The 16,116-nt window shown below is 73.4% G+C and carries 14 protein-coding genes and 3 pseudogenes; 10 read left to right on the top strand and 7 right to left on the bottom strand.

Annotated elements, in window-relative coordinates; translation table 11 throughout:
* Positions 1 to 24 precede the first annotated feature (24 nt).
* Both AC5WRT_RS15670 and AC5WRT_RS15665 read right to left on the bottom strand, forming a co-directional pair.
* A complete protein-coding gene (locus tag AC5WRT_RS15670; RefSeq protein ID WP_496100321.1) occupies positions 25 to 3,273 on the bottom strand; it encodes a non-ribosomal peptide synthetase in 3,249 nt (1,082 codons plus the stop codon).
* 13 nt (positions 3,274 to 3,286) lie between these two features.
* Positions 3,287 to 3,550 (bottom strand): annotated as a pseudogene (locus AC5WRT_RS15665) (Pls/PosA family non-ribosomal peptide synthetase); the annotation flags it as partial.
* 790 nt (positions 3,551 to 4,340) lie between these two features.
* On the opposite strand from AC5WRT_RS15665, the gene AC5WRT_RS15660 reads away from it, so the two are divergent.
* From AC5WRT_RS15660 to AC5WRT_RS15630, 7 genes and pseudogenes are all read left to right on the top strand, one after another.
* On the top strand, positions 4,341 to 5,165 hold the full coding sequence (locus tag AC5WRT_RS15660; RefSeq protein ID WP_496093891.1) for an alpha/beta fold hydrolase: 825 nt from the start codon (positions 4,341 to 4,343) through the stop codon (positions 5,163 to 5,165).
* Positions 5,166 to 5,497: 332 nt separating this feature from the next.
* The gene (locus AC5WRT_RS15655; protein WP_496093890.1) at positions 5,498 to 5,812 is read left to right on the top strand and encodes a hypothetical protein; all 315 of its coding nucleotides are present in this window, start codon (positions 5,498 to 5,500) and stop codon (positions 5,810 to 5,812) included.
* Positions 5,813 to 5,902: 90 nt separating this feature from the next.
* Entirely contained in the window at positions 5,903 to 6,391 is a 489-nt protein-coding gene (locus AC5WRT_RS15650; protein ID WP_496093889.1) for a MarR family winged helix-turn-helix transcriptional regulator, read from the top strand.
* The gene (locus tag AC5WRT_RS15645) at positions 6,388 to 6,858 is read left to right on the top strand and encodes a MarR family winged helix-turn-helix transcriptional regulator (protein WP_496093888.1); all 471 of its coding nucleotides are present in this window, start codon (positions 6,388 to 6,390) and stop codon (positions 6,856 to 6,858) included. The genes AC5WRT_RS15650 and AC5WRT_RS15645 overlap by 4 nt, the downstream gene beginning before the upstream one ends.
* Positions 6,859 to 6,908: 50 nt before the next feature.
* Positions 6,909 to 7,268, top strand: coding sequence for a tetratricopeptide repeat protein (locus AC5WRT_RS15640; RefSeq protein ID WP_496093887.1), 360 nt, complete (start codon positions 6,909 to 6,911; stop codon positions 7,266 to 7,268).
* A gap of 157 nt (positions 7,269 to 7,425) precedes the next feature.
* Positions 7,426 to 8,106 (top strand): peptide deformylase, encoded by a 681-nt coding sequence (locus AC5WRT_RS15635; RefSeq protein WP_496093886.1) that lies wholly within the window; start codon positions 7,426 to 7,428, stop codon positions 8,104 to 8,106.
* 185 nt (positions 8,107 to 8,291) lie between these two features.
* Positions 8,292 to 8,537, top strand: a pseudogene (locus tag AC5WRT_RS15630) (putative RNA methyltransferase); the annotation flags it as partial.
* Between the two features lie 21 nt (positions 8,538 to 8,558).
* On the opposite strand, the gene AC5WRT_RS15625 reads toward AC5WRT_RS15630, so the two are convergent.
* Positions 8,559 to 9,989: a dihydrolipoyl dehydrogenase family protein gene (locus tag AC5WRT_RS15625; protein WP_496100320.1), complete on the bottom strand. Its 1,431-nt coding sequence runs from the start codon at positions 9,987 to 9,989 to the stop codon at positions 8,559 to 8,561.
* 140 nt (positions 9,990 to 10,129) lie between these two features.
* On the opposite strand from AC5WRT_RS15625, the gene trxA reads away from it, so the two are divergent.
* Positions 10,130 to 10,522 (top strand): thioredoxin, encoded by a 393-nt coding sequence (gene trxA, locus AC5WRT_RS15620; RefSeq protein WP_496093884.1) that lies wholly within the window; start codon positions 10,130 to 10,132, stop codon positions 10,520 to 10,522.
* A gap of 21 nt (positions 10,523 to 10,543) precedes the next feature.
* Here trxA and AC5WRT_RS15615 read toward each other — a convergent pair whose 3' ends face one another.
* Entirely contained in the window at positions 10,544 to 11,980 is a 1,437-nt protein-coding gene (locus AC5WRT_RS15615; protein ID WP_496093883.1) for a benzaldehyde dehydrogenase, read from the bottom strand.
* Positions 11,981 to 12,136: 156 nt separating this feature from the next.
* Entirely contained in the window at positions 12,137 to 13,138 is a 1,002-nt protein-coding gene (locus AC5WRT_RS15610; RefSeq protein ID WP_496093882.1) for a LacI family DNA-binding transcriptional regulator, read from the bottom strand.
* Positions 13,139 to 13,299: 161 nt separating this feature from the next.
* On the opposite strand from AC5WRT_RS15610, the pseudogene AC5WRT_RS15605 reads away from it, so the two are divergent.
* Positions 13,300 to 13,655, top strand: a pseudogene (locus AC5WRT_RS15605) (FAD-dependent monooxygenase); the annotation flags it as partial.
* Positions 13,656 to 13,696: 41 nt separating this feature from the next.
* Here the strand turns inward: AC5WRT_RS15605 and AC5WRT_RS15600 are convergent.
* Positions 13,697 to 14,377 carry a TetR/AcrR family transcriptional regulator gene (locus tag AC5WRT_RS15600; protein ID WP_496093881.1) on the bottom strand — a complete coding sequence of 227 codons (681 nt, stop codon included), beginning with the start codon at positions 14,375 to 14,377 and terminating at the stop codon, positions 13,697 to 13,699.
* 100 nt (positions 14,378 to 14,477) lie between these two features.
* Here AC5WRT_RS15600 and AC5WRT_RS15595 point away from each other — a divergent pair, with 100 nt between their 5' ends.
* The gene (locus AC5WRT_RS15595; RefSeq protein WP_496093880.1) at positions 14,478 to 15,041 is read left to right on the top strand and encodes an NAD(P)H-dependent oxidoreductase; all 564 of its coding nucleotides are present in this window, start codon (positions 14,478 to 14,480) and stop codon (positions 15,039 to 15,041) included.
* A gap of 72 nt (positions 15,042 to 15,113) precedes the next feature.
* On the opposite strand, the gene AC5WRT_RS15590 is transcribed toward AC5WRT_RS15595, so the two are convergent.
* Positions 15,114 to 16,109: an ArsR/SmtB family transcription factor gene (locus AC5WRT_RS15590; RefSeq protein WP_496093879.1), complete on the bottom strand. Its 996-nt coding sequence runs from the start codon at positions 16,107 to 16,109 to the stop codon at positions 15,114 to 15,116.
* Positions 16,110 to 16,116: the final 7 nt, after the last annotated feature.

The raw sequence follows: 16,116 nt of genomic DNA, 5'->3' as shown, positions 1-16,116 counted from the left end.
TGGACCGCCGGGGGTGCGGCGGGCTCAGGAGGAGGCGAGGGGCAGAACGGTGTCGAGCACGGCCTGTGCCGCCTCGGCCGGACGGGTGCGCAGGAAGTAGTGGCCGCCGTCGCCGAGTTCGTGCAGATCGACGTGGTCGGCCAGGAGCAGCCAGTCCCGGTGCTGGTCGATGTGGCCGGCGGTGTGCGGGTCGTCGGCGGCGACGACCACCGTGACCGGCGCGGACAGCCTCTCCGGCGGCGATTGGAGGGCCTGCCGGAAGTAGTGGTGGGCGCTGACGCAGTCGTGCCGGTAGGCCGCGCCGAGGTGCTGGGCGTGCTGCTCGTTCAGCTCCGCCAGTTCGCTGTGACCGGCGTCCCGGGTCAGCCGCGCCGCGATCTCGGCGTCGCTGAGGTTCGTCAGTTCGTCGGCGGCGGCGCGCCGGCCCTCGGCCGTGCCGAGCAGGTGCGCCGCGAGGAACAACCGGGTCACGCGCACGCCCCGCCGTCCGAGCCTCCTGGCCGTCTCCATCGCGGGCGCGGCGCCCGAGGAGTGGCCCCACAGCATGACCTGGTTCAGGCCACGGGCGGTGATCTCGGCAGCGGCCTGCTCGGCCACCTGCTCGACCGACGCGAACGGCTCGGGATGTGCGGCCAGGTTGTGTCCGGGGAGGTCGACGGCGAGGACCGCCACGCCGCCGGCCGCCAGCGCGGTCGCCATGGGCTGGTAGTTGACCGCGTTGCCGCCCGCGTAGGGGAAGCACACGAGCGCGGACTCCGGCACGCCGCTCGCGCCGGACAGGGGCAGCAGCAGTTCCGGGCGCTGCCGGGCCGTGCCGTCGATGAGGGCGGCCAGGTCGGCGAGCACCGGATGCCGGGTGATGTCCTTCAGGGACAGCACCCGGTCGAGGGCGAGGATGAGCCCGACCGCGGTCAGGGAGGTGCCCCCGGCGTCGAAGAAGTGGGCCGTGCGGCCGATCTGCTGCTCGGGCACCCCCAGCAGTTCGGCCCAGGTCGCGGCCAGCCTGCGCTCGGTCGGGCTGAGCGGGCCGGTGCCGTCTTCCGCTTCCGCCCGCGGTGCGGATGCTTCGGCCCGCGCGGTCAGGGCCCTGCGGTCGGTCTTGCCGTTGGCGGTCAGCGGAAGGCTCTCCTGCCAGTGGAAGGCAGACGGGACCATGTAGTCGGGCAGCGTCGCGCCGAGCGCCTCACGCAGGGTCTCCGGCCGCTGTCGCCGGCCGGTGCAGAAGGCGATCAGCTGTGTGCCGCCGCCGGGCCGCTCGGCGACGACCACCGCGCCGTCGCGCACCCCGTCCACGCGCAGCAGGGAGTTCTCGATCTCGCCGATCTCGATCCTGAAGCCGCGGATCTTGACCTGGCTGTCCCGGCGGCCCAGGAACTCCAGCTTGCCGCCGGGGTGCCAGCGTCCCCGGTCCCCGCCCAGGTGGAGCCGTTCGCCGGGCCGGTAGGGATCCGTGCGGTACGCCTCCCGGGTCCGCTCGGGATCGTCGACGTATCCCCGGCCCACACAGACACCGGAGAACGCGATCAGTCCCGGAGCGCCGAGCGGGACGAGGGACAGGTGCTCGTCCACGACGTAGACGCGCACGTTGTTGACGGGCCGCCCGAGCAGCACCCGCTCGGGCACCCCGTCGAGGAGTTCGTGGTTGGTGTCGCCCGACGTCTCGGTCAGACCGTAGGCGTTGAGCAGTCCGATGCCCGGGCGGACGGCGAACCAGCGCTGGACCAGCTCCCGTTTCAGCGCCTCTCCGGTCACCGACACGCACCGCAGGTCCGGCAGCGGGCGCGGGTGCCGCTCCAGACACGAGACCACGGCCTCCAGGTAGGAGGGCACGAGCTGCGCCACGGTGACCCGGCCGCGCTCCAGCGTGTCGACGAACCGCTCCACGTCCGTGATCGCGTCCTGCTCGACCAGCAGGGTCCGGCCGCCGGCCAGCAGCGGGGCCAGGAGCTGCCACAACGAAATGTCGAAGCACTGCGGGACCGTCTGCGCCACCACGCATCCCTCGCCGAGCGCCAGGTCGTCGATCTTGGCGTGGAGGTGGTTGAGCATGCCCGCGTGCTCGCACATCGCTCCTTTGGGCTCGCCGGTGGAGCCGGACGTGAAGCAGATGTAGGCGAGTTGGCCGGGGTCGACCTGGACGCCGAGATCGTGGTCGGCGTGCCCTTCGGCGTACGCGGTGTCGACCCGCAGCGTCTCGGCGTCCGGCAGCGTGGCCAGCGCCTGGTCGAGGGTGCCGGTGCTGCCGGACTCGGTCAGGACCAGTCGGCAGCCCGCCCGTGACAGCCTCGCCGCGATACGGCCGGCCGGGAAGTGCGGCTCGATGGGCAGGTACGCGCCGCCCGCCTTGAACACCGCGAGCACCGCGGCCGGCCAGTCGAGGGTGCGCTCGGTGACGACGGCGACCACGTCCTCGCGGCCGAGTCCCCGCGCCAGCAGCGCGCGCGCCAGCCTGTTCGCACGCCGGTTCAGCTCGTCGTACGTCCACTCCCGCTCGCCGTGCACGGCCGCGACGGCCTGCGGATGTGCGCGTACGCGCTGCTCGAACAGTTCGTGTGCCCGCGCGTCCGGCAGCGGCCGGCGGGGCCCGGCCAGGCCGTCCAGCTGCTCCCGCACCTCCTCGGCCGACAGCAGGCTCTGCCGGGTGTGGTCGGCGGCCGGATCGGCCGTCATCAGCCGCAGCGCCGCGAGGTGGTAGCCGCCGATGCGCGCCGCGGCCGTGGCGTCGAGCACGTCCGTGCGGTACCGCAGGCGCAGCGTCAGCCGTCCGCCCCGGTCGGACCAGCGCACCTGCAGGGCGCCCTCGTCGGCGTGGGATTCGTCGGCTCCGAGGGGACCGAAGACGACCTCGTACGGCTGCCGGGTCGACCCGGGTTCCCGCCGCAGCTTGTCCACCGGGAACTCCCGGTGCGCCAGTACGTCCGCCTCGGCGTGCGCGGCGGCGGTCAGCAGGGCGTGCCAGGAGCCCGGGGGTACGGCCGCCCGGCACGGCAGCGGCTCGCCGCGTACACCGATGGTGCAGCCCGTGACCACGTCCGGCTCGCCGGACAGCACGGCCAGCACCTTCAGGTGGGCGGCCAGCATCAGCGCGCTGACCGGTGTGCCCCGGTGCCGGACGAGTTCCCGCACGGCCCGCGTCACGTCGACCGGCACGGGCGTCTCGTGCTCGGCGGCTCCCGGGGCCGGCGCCGGCACCCAGCGGGGCACCGTGGTGACACCACCGGCGTTCAGTACCCGGCACCAGAACTCACGGTCCGCTTCCACGCGCGTCTCCATCGATCGGCCTTCCTCAGCTCACGGTCGCCGTGGCGGCGTCGGCGGCCTGCGTCGCCCGGCCGGTGCCGCAGGGCCGGTTGCCGCCCTCCGGCATGTCCACCGCGGGATTGCCGCCCCACCGGGCGTTCGGGGGGACTTCCTCGCCCTCCATGTGGAAGGAGTCGGGTGCCGGCACGGAGACGTCGCCCATGGTCACGCCGTAGTGGACACGGGCGCCGACGCCCAGCGTGCAGCCGGCGCCGAGCGTGGTGCCGTCGGACTTGAAGGTGCCGTCCTCCGGGAGTGGCACTACGTCGGCCAGGCCCGAACCGGTGGCGATCCACTCGTACCCGGTGGCGGTGCCGAACCCGGAGACGAGGGAGTAGCCCGGAAAGGCCGGCAACTGGAAGGTTCCGCAGGGAAGGTGGTTCCACCGGCTGCCGGCCGGCATCGGCTCCGGCGCCGACGACGGCAGGCGCGCCGGCGCCGGAGGGGCGGGTGCCGGGGCGGCGGCAGCGGTCTCTTCGAGAGCCGCCGCCAGGCTCTGGATCGTGGGGTGCCGGTAGATGTCCCGCATGGACGGGGACGGAAGATCCGCGCACTTCCGTATCCGGGCGCAGAACTGGGCCTTCACGGGGGAGTTGGCGCCGAGGTCGGTGAAGACGTGGCCGTCCACCGGGACGGTTTCGGCGCCCAGCAGGCCGGCCGGCGTCCTCTCTGTCCTTGCCCGGCGCACGGCGACGGCAGGTTCGTCCGGCTCCGACAGGACCTCGGAGGACTGCTCCGCCATGCGCTCTCCTCCAGAACGGGAATGTTCCTGATCAGAACCGGCGAGATCAAGTTTGTCCCGATGCATGACGATATGCCAATTATTCGCTATGAAACCGCGTGTACGGAGTGGCCGGTAGAGTCACGTTTCCCCTGGGCCGGCACAGTGGCGGGGAAGGGCACGAGTCACCCGAACGGCTGCCCCCGGACGCCCGCGAGGACGGGGTTCGCCACGGGTGGCTGACTGTTCCGGGTTGACCTTGCCCCCAAGGACAAGGGCTACGCTGCCGGGAAGCCGCCCAGCCGATCATGGAGCCAGTGTGACCGAGCCCGACACCGTGACCCTGCGGGGCACCACCCTCCACTTCGACGATCTCGGACCGTCGACGGGACTGCCGGTCCTCCTCGTCCACGGACACCCCTTCGACCGCACACTGTGGGCGCCCCAGGCCAGGGCGCTGGCCGATGCCGGGCACCGGGCCATCACCCCCGATCTGCGCGGATACGGCCGAAGCGGCGTCACCCCCGGCAAGGTCCTCCTCGCCGACTTCGCCGACGACCTCGCCGGTCTCCTCGACCATCTCGGCATCGAGCGGGCGGTGGTCGGCGGTGTCTCCATGGGCGGTCAGATCACCATGGAGTTCCAGCGCCGGCACCCGCAGCGGGTGCGCGCCCTCGTCCTGTGCGACACCTCCTTCCCCGCCGAGACGGAGGAGGGCAGGCAGTTCCGCAACCGGCTGGCCGACCGGCTCCTCGCCGAGGGGATGGACGGTTACGCGGGCGAGGTGCTCGACAAGATGCTGGCCGCGTACAACGTCGCCGCGATGCCCGATGTCGCCGCGCGCGTGCTGGGCATGATGCGCGCCACCGACCCCCGCGGGGCGGCGGCGGCACTGCGGGGACGGGTCGAACGCCCCGACTACCGCGATACGTTGGCCGCCGTCACCGCACCGGTCCTCATCGTCGTCGGCGCGGACGACGTCTTCACACCCGTCGCGGACGCCGAGGCGATCCACCGTCTCGTCCCGCACGCCACCCTGACCGTCGTCGAGAAGGCGGGCCACCTGCCCGGCGCCGAGCAGCCCGAGTCCTTCAACGCCGCCCTGCTGGACTTCCTCGCAGCACAGGTGGGCACCGGCGACTGAGCACCGGCCGGCCCGTTCGGCCGACCGGTCCCTCGCCCACAGCCGGAAAGTGCCCGCGAGCCGTCCCACCACGCGCCCACCGTGGTGTGCGTCCGCGCAGGTCATCGGCGTGGGATCCCGCACGTGCCTCGTTCGGCCGCGGAGTGTTGGGCGGGCCGGTGCGGGCGGGCACGGTGGTGGCGTGCCGACGGGCCGCAGGGACCCGACCGCGGGACCGTCCGCCGGCCGACGGCAAGGACCACCATGCTGCTCGCCCTGGCGGGCGGCCTCGCCGCCGCCCCGGCCGCGACCGCCGCCCCGGTCGCCCACCAGGTGGAAGCCGCGGCCAACAAGTGCTCCGGCTGGAAGGAGATCCACATCAACGGCGGCTCCGCCAAGTACACGACGGCGGCTCCGCCAAGCACAAGGAGTGCACGAAGAAGGTCAACGGCACGTCGTACGCCTCCGGCGCGTTCTACCTGTGGGACACCAAGCACGACGGCAAGGCCGTGCAGGCGTACGCGGAGACGGACTACAACCACTGGTACGGCGACAACGTGACCTGGCAGCACTTCTACGGCTGGGCCGACGACACCCACCACAGCCCGGAGATCATCACCGGCTGGCACCGGGGCAACGACTTCGGCCTGGTGATCGAACTCAAGTAGCGGTGCCGGGGCGCCGCCCGAGCGGCCGGGTGGACCGGGTGGCACCCCAAACAGTAGCCATGTACATAGTAGCCATGTATTGTTTCTCCCATGAGCGAGGAGCGCGAAGGAGCCACCCCGGGTTTCCTGGTGTGGCGGTTGTCCATGAAGTGGCGGGTCGCGGTGGACCGCGCGGTGGCCCCGCTGGGGCTGACCCACGCGCAGTACGCACTGGTGGCGTCGCTGTACGGCATGCACCGCTGCGGTCTGCGCCCCAGCCAGCGGCGGCTCGCCGACCACACCGGCCTTGAGGCGCTCTACGTCTCCAAGCTGGCCCGCGGCCTGGAGTCGGCCGGCCTGCTGACGCGCACCCGTGATCCCGGCGACCCGCGCGCCGTACAGCTGGAGCTCACCGAGCGGGGCCACGAGGTCACCCGGAAGGCGATCGACGTCGTCCAGGGGCTGCTGCGACAACTGCTGGCGCCGCTCGGTGGCCCCGGAAGCCCCCGGGCACAGGAGTTCACCCGGGAACTGACGATCCTGCTCGACGCACCGCTTGACCCGTTCGGCACCACCGATCACGAGACGGAGCAGTCATGACCACCACCACACCCCTGCTCGGCCCCCGCACCATCGCCCTGGCCCACTACGCCTCGCGCGCCGTCCTGGAGCGCATGCTGGCCGCCCACGGCACCACCTTCCTGCAGAACGTCACCCTGCGGCTCGTCGCTGTCGCGGACGGCCCGGTCGAGCGTGCGACGCTGGCCGACGACGTGATCGACGCGGTGAAGGTGGACCCGGCGGACGTCCACACCACCATCGGGGAACTGATCGCCGCCGGACTGCTGGTGCCGGCGGCGGCGTCCCGGGTGGCCCTCACCGACGCGGGCCGCGAACTGTACGCCGCGGCCTCGGCCGAGACGGCACCGGTGACCGCCCGGATCTACGCCGGCATCTCGGAGGAGGACCGCGCCGTGACCGGCCGGGTGCTGACCCTGATCACCGAACGCGCCAACGCGGAGCTGGCCGCCCTGCAGGACCGACGCGCCGGAACCGGTGAGAGTTGAAGGAATACTGAACGAACGTGTTCCGTTGTGGCCGGCGAAGGAGGTCACGGGTGGAGACGCAACGGGAGACCACGTACTACGACCACGGCACGCCGGCCGAGCGCTGGGAACGCGCGCGGCAGTTCTTCGACGCCAAGGACTACGCGGACGCGGCGCGAGTGCTGACCGGGCTGGTCGAGGAGGCACCGGAGCAGACCGGACCCCGGCTGCTGCTGGCCCGCGCCTACTATCACTCGGCCCAACTGCGCCGCGCGGAAGCCGAGTTGCGGGTCATCGTGGAGCGTGACCCGGTGGAGCACTACGCCCGGCTGATGCTGGGACGCACGCTCCAGCGGCAGGCCCGGCACGAGGAGGCTGAGCAGCATCTGCGCATCGCCTCGGCGCTCGCGGGCGACTTCCCGGAGCGGTGAGACACACAGGGCCCGGTTCCCGGCAGGCCGGCAGGCGGCCGGGCCCTCGGCCGGGGCCGAGCGGCGTACCGGCGGGCCGGACTACGTCGCTTCTGTCGGGGCACGCCCTCGCCGGTACGGCGGCGGCGCCGGGGACGGCGCATGGCATGCTGAGGCGATGGCATCCGACCGTGATCACGCACCGCTCGCCGAGCGGGTCGAGGAACTCCTCGCCGCCGGCGGCCCCTTGCCCATCGTCGCCGCCGGGCAGCCGGTGCTGCGGCGTGGCGCCGAGCCGTACGAGGGCCAGCTGGGCCCCGTCCTGCTCGCCCGCTTCGTCGAGGCCCTGCGCGGCACCATGCACGCCGCACCCGGCGTGGGCCTCGCCGCGCCGCAGGTCGGCGTGCCGCTGAGGATCGCGGTCATCGAGGATCCGGCGCCGGTGCCCGAGGAGGTCGCGCGCGCCCGGGGCCGGGGCCCGCAACCGTTCCGTGTCCTGGTCAACCCGGTGTACGAGCCGGTCGGCACCGCTCGTGCGGCGTTCTTCGAGGGCTGTCTGAGCGTGCCGGGCTGGCAGGCGGTGGTGGCCCGGCACGCCGAGGTCCGGCTGCGCGCCGAGGACGAGAACGGCCGCGCACTGGACGAGGTGTTCAGCGGGTGGCCCGCCCGGATCGTCCAGCACGAGACGGACCATCTGGACGGCATCCTCTACCTGGACCGTGCCGAGCTGCGCTCCCTGTCCACGAACGAGGCGGTCGCCGCCCTGTGGAACCGGCCGACGCCGGACGCGGCGGCCGAGGCGCTCGGCTTCGCGCTGCCCCAGGGTCCGGCCCGTGCACTCGGGGCGTGGCATTCATGAGCACCCCGCGCTGCTGCTTCCTGTGACCGGAAGGCGTTGAGGGCGATACCGGGCGGCATCGCCCTCCTCCGTGTGCCTGCTGCGTGAACTCCCTTTCCATCACTGCCCGTTGCTTCCTGAGGCAGTGACCCTCCGGGCGCCTGCAGGCACGGCCCCTTCGCTTCCGCCGCGCCAGGAGTTGCCTCGTGCCCGTGTCGCTTCCCCCTGCCCTGGAACGCTCCCTCGACCTGCTGCGCTGCCCGACGTGCCGCACGCGCCGCCTGCACCCCGACCGCGGCGCACTGCGCTGCCCGGCGGGCCACACCTTCGGCATCGCCCGCCACGGCTACGCCGGACTCCTGACGGGCACCCGCGCCACCAGCGGCGACGACGCGGCCATGGTGACACGTGCGGGTGACCGCGCCTGCCGACCGGCGCGGTCACCCACACGAACACTCGGTCTGTTCCCGCGGTCAGCTGTCGCGGTACGCCTCCAGCAGGCGCAGCCACACCTCGCTCAGGGTCGGGTACGACGGGACCGCGTGCCACAGCCGGCTGACGGGGACGCGGCCGGCGACGGCGACGGTGGCCGAGTGGATGAGTTCACCCACGCCGGGGCCGACGAAGGTGACGCCGCGCAGGATCTCGTCCTCCAGGTCGACCACCATGCGGGCGCGGCCCTTGTAGCCGTCGCCGTACAGTCCGGCACCCGCGACGGCGGAGAACTCGACGTCGACGGCGCGGACCCGGTGGCCGGCCTGCTCGGCCTCCGCGAGGGAGAGGCCGACCGCGGCGGCCTCGGGGTCGCTGAACACGACCTGCGGTACGGCGTGGTGGTCGGCGGTGGCCATGTGCGCGCCCCACGGCTCGTCCGGCACGGGGTCGCCCGCCGCGCGGGCGGCGATGGCGGCGCCGGCGACACGGGCCTGGTACTTGCCCTGGTGGGTGAGGAGGGCCCGGTGGTTGACATCGCCGACCCCGTACAGCCAGTCGGTGCCGTTGACGCGGAGGGTGTCGTCGACGTCCAGCCAGGAGCCGGGTTCCAGACCGACGGTGTCGAGACCGATGTCGTCGGTGTGCGGGACGCGGCCGGTGGCGAAGAGGATCTCGTCGGCCTCCAGACGGTCACCCGCGGAGGTGACGACGACGACGGTGCCGTTCTCCCGGGTCACGGACTCCACGGAGGTGCCGGTGCGGATGTCGGCGCCCGCCTCGGTGAGCGCTTCGGCGACCAGTTCCCCGGCGAACGGCTCCATGCGGTTCAGCAGACCCTTGCCGCGCACGAGCAGGGTCACCCGGGAGCCGAGGGCCTGCCAGGCCGTTGCCATCTCGGTGGCGACGACCCCGCCGCCGACGACGATCAGCCGGTCCGGGGCGGCCTCGGCGCTGGTCGCCTCCCTGCTGGTCCACGGCTTGACCTCGGCGAGGCCGGAGATGTCGGGCAGCTGGGCGCGGGTGCCGGTGGCGACGGCGACGGCGAGCCGCGCGGTGAGGGTGGTGACCGTGCCGTCGGGCGCGGTCACGGTGACCGTGCGGGGGCCGGCCAGGCGGCCGTGGCCGCGGTACAGCTCGGCGCCGATGCCGTTCACCCAGGCGACCTGGCCGTCGTCCTTCCAGTGGGAGGTGTACTCGTCCCGGCGGGCGAGGACGGCCGGGGTGTCGAGCGGTCCCCGCACCGAGGGGGCGAGACCGGGCAGGCGGCGGGCGTCCGCCTGGGCGATCACCGGCCGGAGCAGGGCCTTGCTGGGCATGCACGCCCAGTACGAGCACTCGCCGCCGACGAGTTCGCTCTCCACGATCGCGGTGGTGAGGCCTGCCGCGCGGGTGCGGTCGGCGACGTTCTCCCCCACGGGCCCGGCCCCGAGCACCACGACGTCGTACGCGATGGATTCCGTTTCCGTCATGGGGTCAGTCTGGTGGGTGGTGTGCGCGACGGCCACACGGGTACGCGCGCCGAACGACAGACGTGCACGTGTGGAATAGGCGGCCCCGGCGGCCGTGTTCCCCCGTCGGCACACCCCACACCAGGAAGAGGGACCCAGCCATGAGCAGCACCGTGGAGCTGACCAAGGACAACTTCGACCAGACGGTCACCGACAACGACTTCGTGCTGATCGACTTCTGGGCCGCCTGGTGCGGGCCGTGCCGCCAGTTCGCACCCGTGTACGAGAAGGCCGCGGAGGACAATCCGGACCTCGTCTTCGGCAAGGTGGACACCGAGGCCCAGCCGGAGCTGGCGCAGGCCTTCGGCATCCAGTCCATCCCGACGCTGATGATCGTCCGCGACAAGGTCGCCGTCTACGCCCAGCCGGGCGCATTGCCCGAGGCCGCGCTGACGGACCTCATCGGGCAGGCCCGGGGCCTGGACATGGACGAGGTCCGCAAGAGCATCGCGGCCCAGCAGGACCAGGCGGGTCAGGCCGGCACGGCCCAGTAGAGTCCCCCCAGTCCTCGGTTCTCAGAACGGGTACGGGGCCACGTCGCCGCGTACGGTCGTCCAGCGCAGCTCGGTGAAGGCGTCCAGGTTGGCCTCGCCGCCGAAGCGGGCGCCGGTGCCGGACGCGGCGACGCCGCCGAACGGGGCGACCGCCTCGTCGTTCACGGTCTGGTCGTTGACGTGGACGATGCCGGTCGGGATCCGTTCGGCGAGATCGAGGGCGCGCGCGGTGTCCCGGGTGACGATGCCGAGGGAGAGGCCGTAGGGGCTGTCCGCGGCGAGCGCCACCGCTTCCTCGGCCGTGCCGAAGGAGCGGACCGGCGCGACCGGGCCGAAGACCTCCTCGGTGTAGGCCGGGGTGTGGTCGCCGGTGTCGGCCAGCACGGTCGGCCGGTAGAAGAGCTGTTCGTGGGTGCCGCCCGCGGCGAGTTTCGCGCCGTGGGCGGTGCTCTCCCGGACCAGGCCGTCGATCTTGGCGAGCTGCCCGGCGTCGATGACCGGGCCGAGGTGGACCTGCTCGCGGTGCGGGTCGCCGACGGCCAGCGAGTCGGCCTTGGCGGCGAGCCGTTCGACGTACTCGTCGTACAGCGAGGCATGGACGAGATGGCGCCCGGTCGTCATGCAGATCTGGCCCTGGTGGAAGAAGGATCCCCAGGCCGCCGTGGAGATGACGGCGTCGAGGTCGGCGTCCTCCAGCACGATCAGGGCCGAGTTCCCGCCGAGTTCGAGGTGGGCGCGCTTGAGGTGACGGCCGGCCGTCTCGCCGACGGCGCGGCCCGCCGCAGTGGACCCGGTGAAGGAGATGACGGGGACGAGCGGATCCTCGACCAGCGCGGCACCCACGTCGGCGCCGCCGGGCAGCACGTGCAGCAGGTCCTCCGGCAGACCGGCCGCCTCGAAGACGGCGGCCAGGGCGAGGCCGCCGCAGACGGCGGTGCGCGGATCGGGCTTGAGAACGACCGCGTTGCCGAGTGCGAGGGCCGGCGCGACGGACCGGATGGACAGGATCAGCGGCGCGTTGAACGGGGAGATCACGCCCACCACCCCCACCGGGACCCGGCGGGTGTACGACAGCCGGGGCGCCTCGCTCGGCAGCACCTGGCCGGCCGGGCGGGAGGCGAGCGCGGCGGCCTCGTAGCACTCCTGGGCGGCCACGTGCAGCTCGAAGTCCGCCTTGCCCGGGATGGATCCGGACTCGCGCACGATCCACTCGCGCAGTTCTCCGGCGCGCTCGGTGAACAGGTCCCCCGCCCGGCGCAGTACCTGCGCGCGGTGGAAGTGGGGGGTGCGGGCCCAGTCCGCCTGGGCGGCGCGGGCGGCTCGCGCGGCGCCGGCGATGTCCTCGGGAGCGGCGAGCGTGACGGTCCCGAGCGCCTCTCCGGTGGCGGGCTCGGTGACGGTGTGGGCGGGTCCGGCCAGGCTGCGGGCCTGCCAGGTCTTCGGGTCGAGCAGCGGCATACGGCTCTCCGATCGGTCGCCGGCGGTGCGGAACGGTTCCCCCGACCCCATTTGGTTGAGCGAAAAACTAATAGCCGTGGCGTCGCTCCGGAAACCCCCCACCGTCGGGAGGTGTACCCCGCTCACGCCGAACACGCATCCCCCGGCGCACTCCGGTCAGGTGGACTCGCGCCGCACCACCGTGGCACCCAGGACCGTGCGCGTCTCCGGCTCGCCGCCCGGGTCGCGGACCGCCCGGTCGACCAGTTCGGCGAGGTCCTGACCCGAGGGCAGTTCGATGTGCACCGTGCTCAGGCGGGGCCGCAGCAGCCGGCCGAGCATCAGGTCGTCGGCGCCGATCACGGCCACGTCCTCGGGGATGCGCAGCCCCTCGTCCTGCAGGGCGCGCATCAGCAGCATGGCGTACTCGTCGTTGTAGGCGAACACCGCATCCAGGCCCGACCGTCGCCACCGCCGGGCGAGTTGCGCGGCGGATTCCTCCGCGTAGGCGAGCGGCAGCTCGGTCACGGCGGCGTCCGTGCCGCGCAGCGCCTGGCGCACTCCGGCGAGCCGAGGCCGTGAGAAGGCTTCCAGACCCGGCTCCTCGGGCACCACCACCCCGATACGGCGCCGGCCCCGCGCGTACAGATGGGCGCCCGCGCACCGGCCGACGGCGTCGTGGTCCATCAGCAGGGCGTGCGCGCCGTCGACCCGGCCGGTACCGAGGGTGACCACGGCCCGGGCGCCGGAGCGCTTGAGGACGCCGACGCCCTGCACTCCGAGGTCCGCGCCGGGCACGAGGACGGCGACCGGCCGCAACTCCGCCCAGGCGCGGGCGGCCTCGTCGCCCCGGAGGCCGACGCTGCCGTGCTGCACGACGGTGTACTCCAGCCGGCCGAGCGCCCACTGCAGTTCGTTGAGGAACGCGCTGTAGAGCGGGCCCACCGGAATCGCCGGGGCGGGCATGAGGACCATCCGGCTGTGCCCGGCGCGCAGACTGCGGGCGGCGGCGTGGGGGACGTACCCCAGCTCCCGCGCGGCCTCGCGCACACGCCGGCGCGTCGGCTCGCTGATCCGCACGGCGCCGGTGTTGTTCAGAACGTAGGACACGGTCGCGCGCGAGACGCCCGCCAGGCGGGCCACATCGGCACTCGTGGGCGGGTTCGGTATCTGCACCATGACAGACCGCATCTTGGCAGAGCGGCGGAAGACGGGCGGCGGCGGGGCGAGGTGGTTCACCGTTCGACGAAACTTCGGCGAGACGGGAATCCGGGACGGCTCGCCGGACACGTTTGCCGCACATGTTCCTCACGAACGTGTTCGCAACGAACATGTTCGGCCTGCGGGTCCTGGTCGCCGACGCCGACGGGGCGCTCGCGCCCCGGCGGATCCACGCCCTGCCGGTCGGCCTCCGCCGGGACCGGGTGCCCGGGGTCACGCTGCTCGGGGACGCGGCCCATCCGATGTCGCCGTTCGCGGGCGAGGGCGCCCACCTGGCCCTGCTCGACGGCGCCGAACCGGGCCTCGCCCCGGCCGCCCGCCCCGGGGACACCGAGGCCGCGCCGCCGCCCACGAGGAGCGGATGTTCCGGCGCGCGCAGGCCCTGGCGGCGGAGTCGGCCCACAGCGCCGCGCCGCTGTTCCGTGCGGACGCACCGCAGGGACTGCTCGACATGTTCGCGGGCCGGGACGGCTGACGAGTCCGGCGCGCTGCGGCGCGATCGCCGGCCTGCGGCGTTCAGCGGGGCGGGTCGGTACGGGTCACCCGGGCGACCAGGTCGATCCAGCCGGCCTCCAGGCGCCGCATGGGCATGCCGCACTGCCTGGTCTGGTGATGGATCAGGGCCGGGTCGAGGGAGTTGAGGAGGGTCTGGGCGAGCAGTTCGCAGTCGGCGTCCGGCACGATCTGCCGCAGCAGCATGGCCACATGCGTCCGCAGCGCGGCGAGCGCGGGATGGGAGAACCGGCGGGTCGGTTCCGGCTGCGCGGCCAGCTGCAGGTCGAGCCGCTCGACCGACCGGTACAGCACCGCCACGCCGAACGCCCTGAGCCGGTCCAGGGGCGGTGCTCCGGGCCCCAGCGGCGGCGGCCCGGACAGGAAGTCGGCCTGGAGCTTGCGGTCCGAGTGGTCCAGCAGGGCCATCAGCAGTCCCGTGCGGTCGCCGAACCGGCGGAACACCGTGCCCTTGCCCACCTGGGCCGCCGCCGCCACCGCCTCCATCGTGACCCCGGCCACGCCGTGTTCGGCGATCAGCCGGGCGGCGGCCTCCAGCAGCCGGGCCCGGTTGCGCGCCGCGTCGGCACGCAGGCACGGCTCCTCGGGCCCCTCGCTCACCTGAAGCAATCGAGGGGCGTCGAGCGGCTCTTGAGAAGGTGGAAAGGGCGGCAGGGCGCTGGACATGAAGACAGCGTAAAGCATCGGGAACAAAACTGGACCGTGGTCCGGTTAGACTGATACACAGTTAACCGGACCCCGGTCCGGATCGTAACGGCGATGTATCAGCACTCTGGAGACCCCCATGTCTGTTCGCATCCTCGCGCTCGTCGGCAGCCTCCGCGCCGGCTCGCACAACCGCCAGCTCGCCGAGGCGGCCGTCAAGCTCGCTCCCGAGGGCGCCGACGTCGTGCTGTTCGAGGGCCTGGCCGACATCCCCTTCTACAACGAGGACATCGACGTCGAGGGCAGCGTCCCGGCCGCCGCGACCAAGCTGCGCGAGGCCGCCCGGGCCGCCGACGCCTTCCTGCTGTTCTCCCCCGAGTACAACGGCACCATCCCGGCCGTCCTGAAGAACGCCATCGACTGGCTGTCCCGCCCGTACGGCGCCGGCGCCTTCGGCGGCAAGCCCGTCGCCGTGGTCGGCACCGCGTTCGGCCAGTACGGCGGTGTGTGGGCGCAGGACGAGGCCCGCAAGGCCGTGGGCATCGCCGGCGGCAAGGTGCTCGAGGACGTCAAGCTGTCCATCCCCGGCTCGGTGACCCGCTTCGCCGCGACCCACCCGGCCGACGACGCCGAGGTCGCCGCCCAGCTGACCGAGGTCGTCGCCCGTCTGCACGGCAACGTGGACGAGGCCGCGGCCGCCTGAGCCGTACACGCCGTGAAGGGGCCGGATCCGTCCGGCCCCTTTTCGCGTGCCCCGGCGCCACCGGGGCCGGCGTCACCGGCACCCCGGCGGCCCGCCCGAGACCAGCGTCTCGGCCAGCGCGCTGCGCCGGTACAGAACCCTGCGTCCGTCCCGGGCGCGGGTCACCAGCCCCGTGTCGTACAGGACCCGCAGGTGCTGGGAGACGGCGCTCGGGGTCACGCCCAGCCGGCGGGCCAGTTCCACCGTGGGCAGGGGTTCCGCGAGCAGCCGCAGCAGGGTGGTCCTGGGCGCGCCGAGCAGGGCGGTGAGCGCGGAGGCGTCCGGGGCGGGTTCCGGTTCCCACAGAGTCGCGGTGCCCCGGCCCGGGTAGACGAGCATCGGCGGCACGTCGGCGCCGACCGGGGGCGCCGGCTTGTGCGCGAAGACCGAGGGGACCAGCCGCAGTCCCCGCCCGGCGCCGTCGACCGCGTGCCGGCCGAGCATCTGGTCGATGGTCAGGACGCCGTCCCGCCAGCCGAGATTGGGGTGCAGCGCGCGGAACAGCGATCGCGCGCCACCGGTGGCCAGCTGTCCCGCGCGGTGGGTGACGTCGGCCTCCAGCACGAGCCGCATCCGGGGCCAGTACGGCAGCAGGGCCGTCTGCCAGTACCGGTGCAGCAACGCGCAGAGAAGGTCGAGGAGTTCGAGGACGGGGCCGTCACCGGGCGCACCAGCCTGCCGCAGTGCGCCGGGGAGCGGGCGCGGGGCGTGCGCGGCACGCAGGTCGAGCCGTACGATCTGCGGCGGGGTGGCCCGTACGACGGCCAGCTCCTCCTCCAGCGTGGCGGTGTACGCGGTGGGCCGGGGCGTCAGGAAGTCGGGCAGCGCGAGCGTGGGTCCGACCAGGGCCGACAGGAGGGGCAGGTCGGCGGGGGCGAGAGCGGTGAGCACCGTACGGCGCCAGCCGCGGTGCAGGGGGTGCAGGGCCGGGGCGCGCAGGACGCGCAGGCTCTCCATCAGCTGGCTCAGCGGGGAGATCGCGAACCGGGTGTCGGCGAGGTCGTCGGCCCCGAGCCGGAAGCTGATCATTCAGCGG

This window comes from Streptomyces sp. NTD91, assembly GCF_059510455.1.
Note: the sequence above shows the minus strand (reverse complement) of the source record. Positions and strands in the feature narration are given on the sequence as shown.

Coding starts and splice junctions, on each gene's coding strand:
- AC5WRT_RS15635 (WP_496093886.1), top strand. CDS start 7,426: ATGGCATCCGACCGTGATCACGCACCGCTCGCCGAGCGGGTCGAGGAA.
- AC5WRT_RS15670 (WP_496100321.1), bottom strand. CDS start 3,273: ATGGAGACGCGCGTGGAAGCGGACCGTGAGTTCTGGTGCCGGGTACTG.
- AC5WRT_RS15615 (WP_496093883.1), bottom strand. CDS start 11,980: ATGCCGCTGCTCGACCCGAAGACCTGGCAGGCCCGCAGCCTGGCCGGA.
- AC5WRT_RS15625 (WP_496100320.1), bottom strand. CDS start 9,989: ATGACGGAAACGGAATCCATCGCGTACGACGTCGTGGTGCTCGGGGCC.
- AC5WRT_RS15600 (WP_496093881.1), bottom strand. CDS start 14,377: ATGCTTTACGCTGTCTTCATGTCCAGCGCCCTGCCGCCCTTTCCACCT.
- AC5WRT_RS15595 (WP_496093880.1), top strand. CDS start 14,478: ATGTCTGTTCGCATCCTCGCGCTCGTCGGCAGCCTCCGCGCCGGCTCG.
- AC5WRT_RS15610 (WP_496093882.1), bottom strand. CDS start 13,138: ATGGTGCAGATACCGAACCCGCCCACGAGTGCCGATGTGGCCCGCCTG.
- AC5WRT_RS15650 (WP_496093889.1), top strand. CDS start 5,903: ATGAGCGAGGAGCGCGAAGGAGCCACCCCGGGTTTCCTGGTGTGGCGG.
- AC5WRT_RS15590 (WP_496093879.1), bottom strand. CDS start 16,109: ATGATCAGCTTCCGGCTCGGGGCCGACGACCTCGCCGACACCCGGTTC.
- AC5WRT_RS15645 (WP_496093888.1), top strand. CDS start 6,388: ATGACCACCACCACACCCCTGCTCGGCCCCCGCACCATCGCCCTGGCC.
- trxA (WP_496093884.1), top strand. CDS start 10,130: ATGAGCAGCACCGTGGAGCTGACCAAGGACAACTTCGACCAGACGGTC.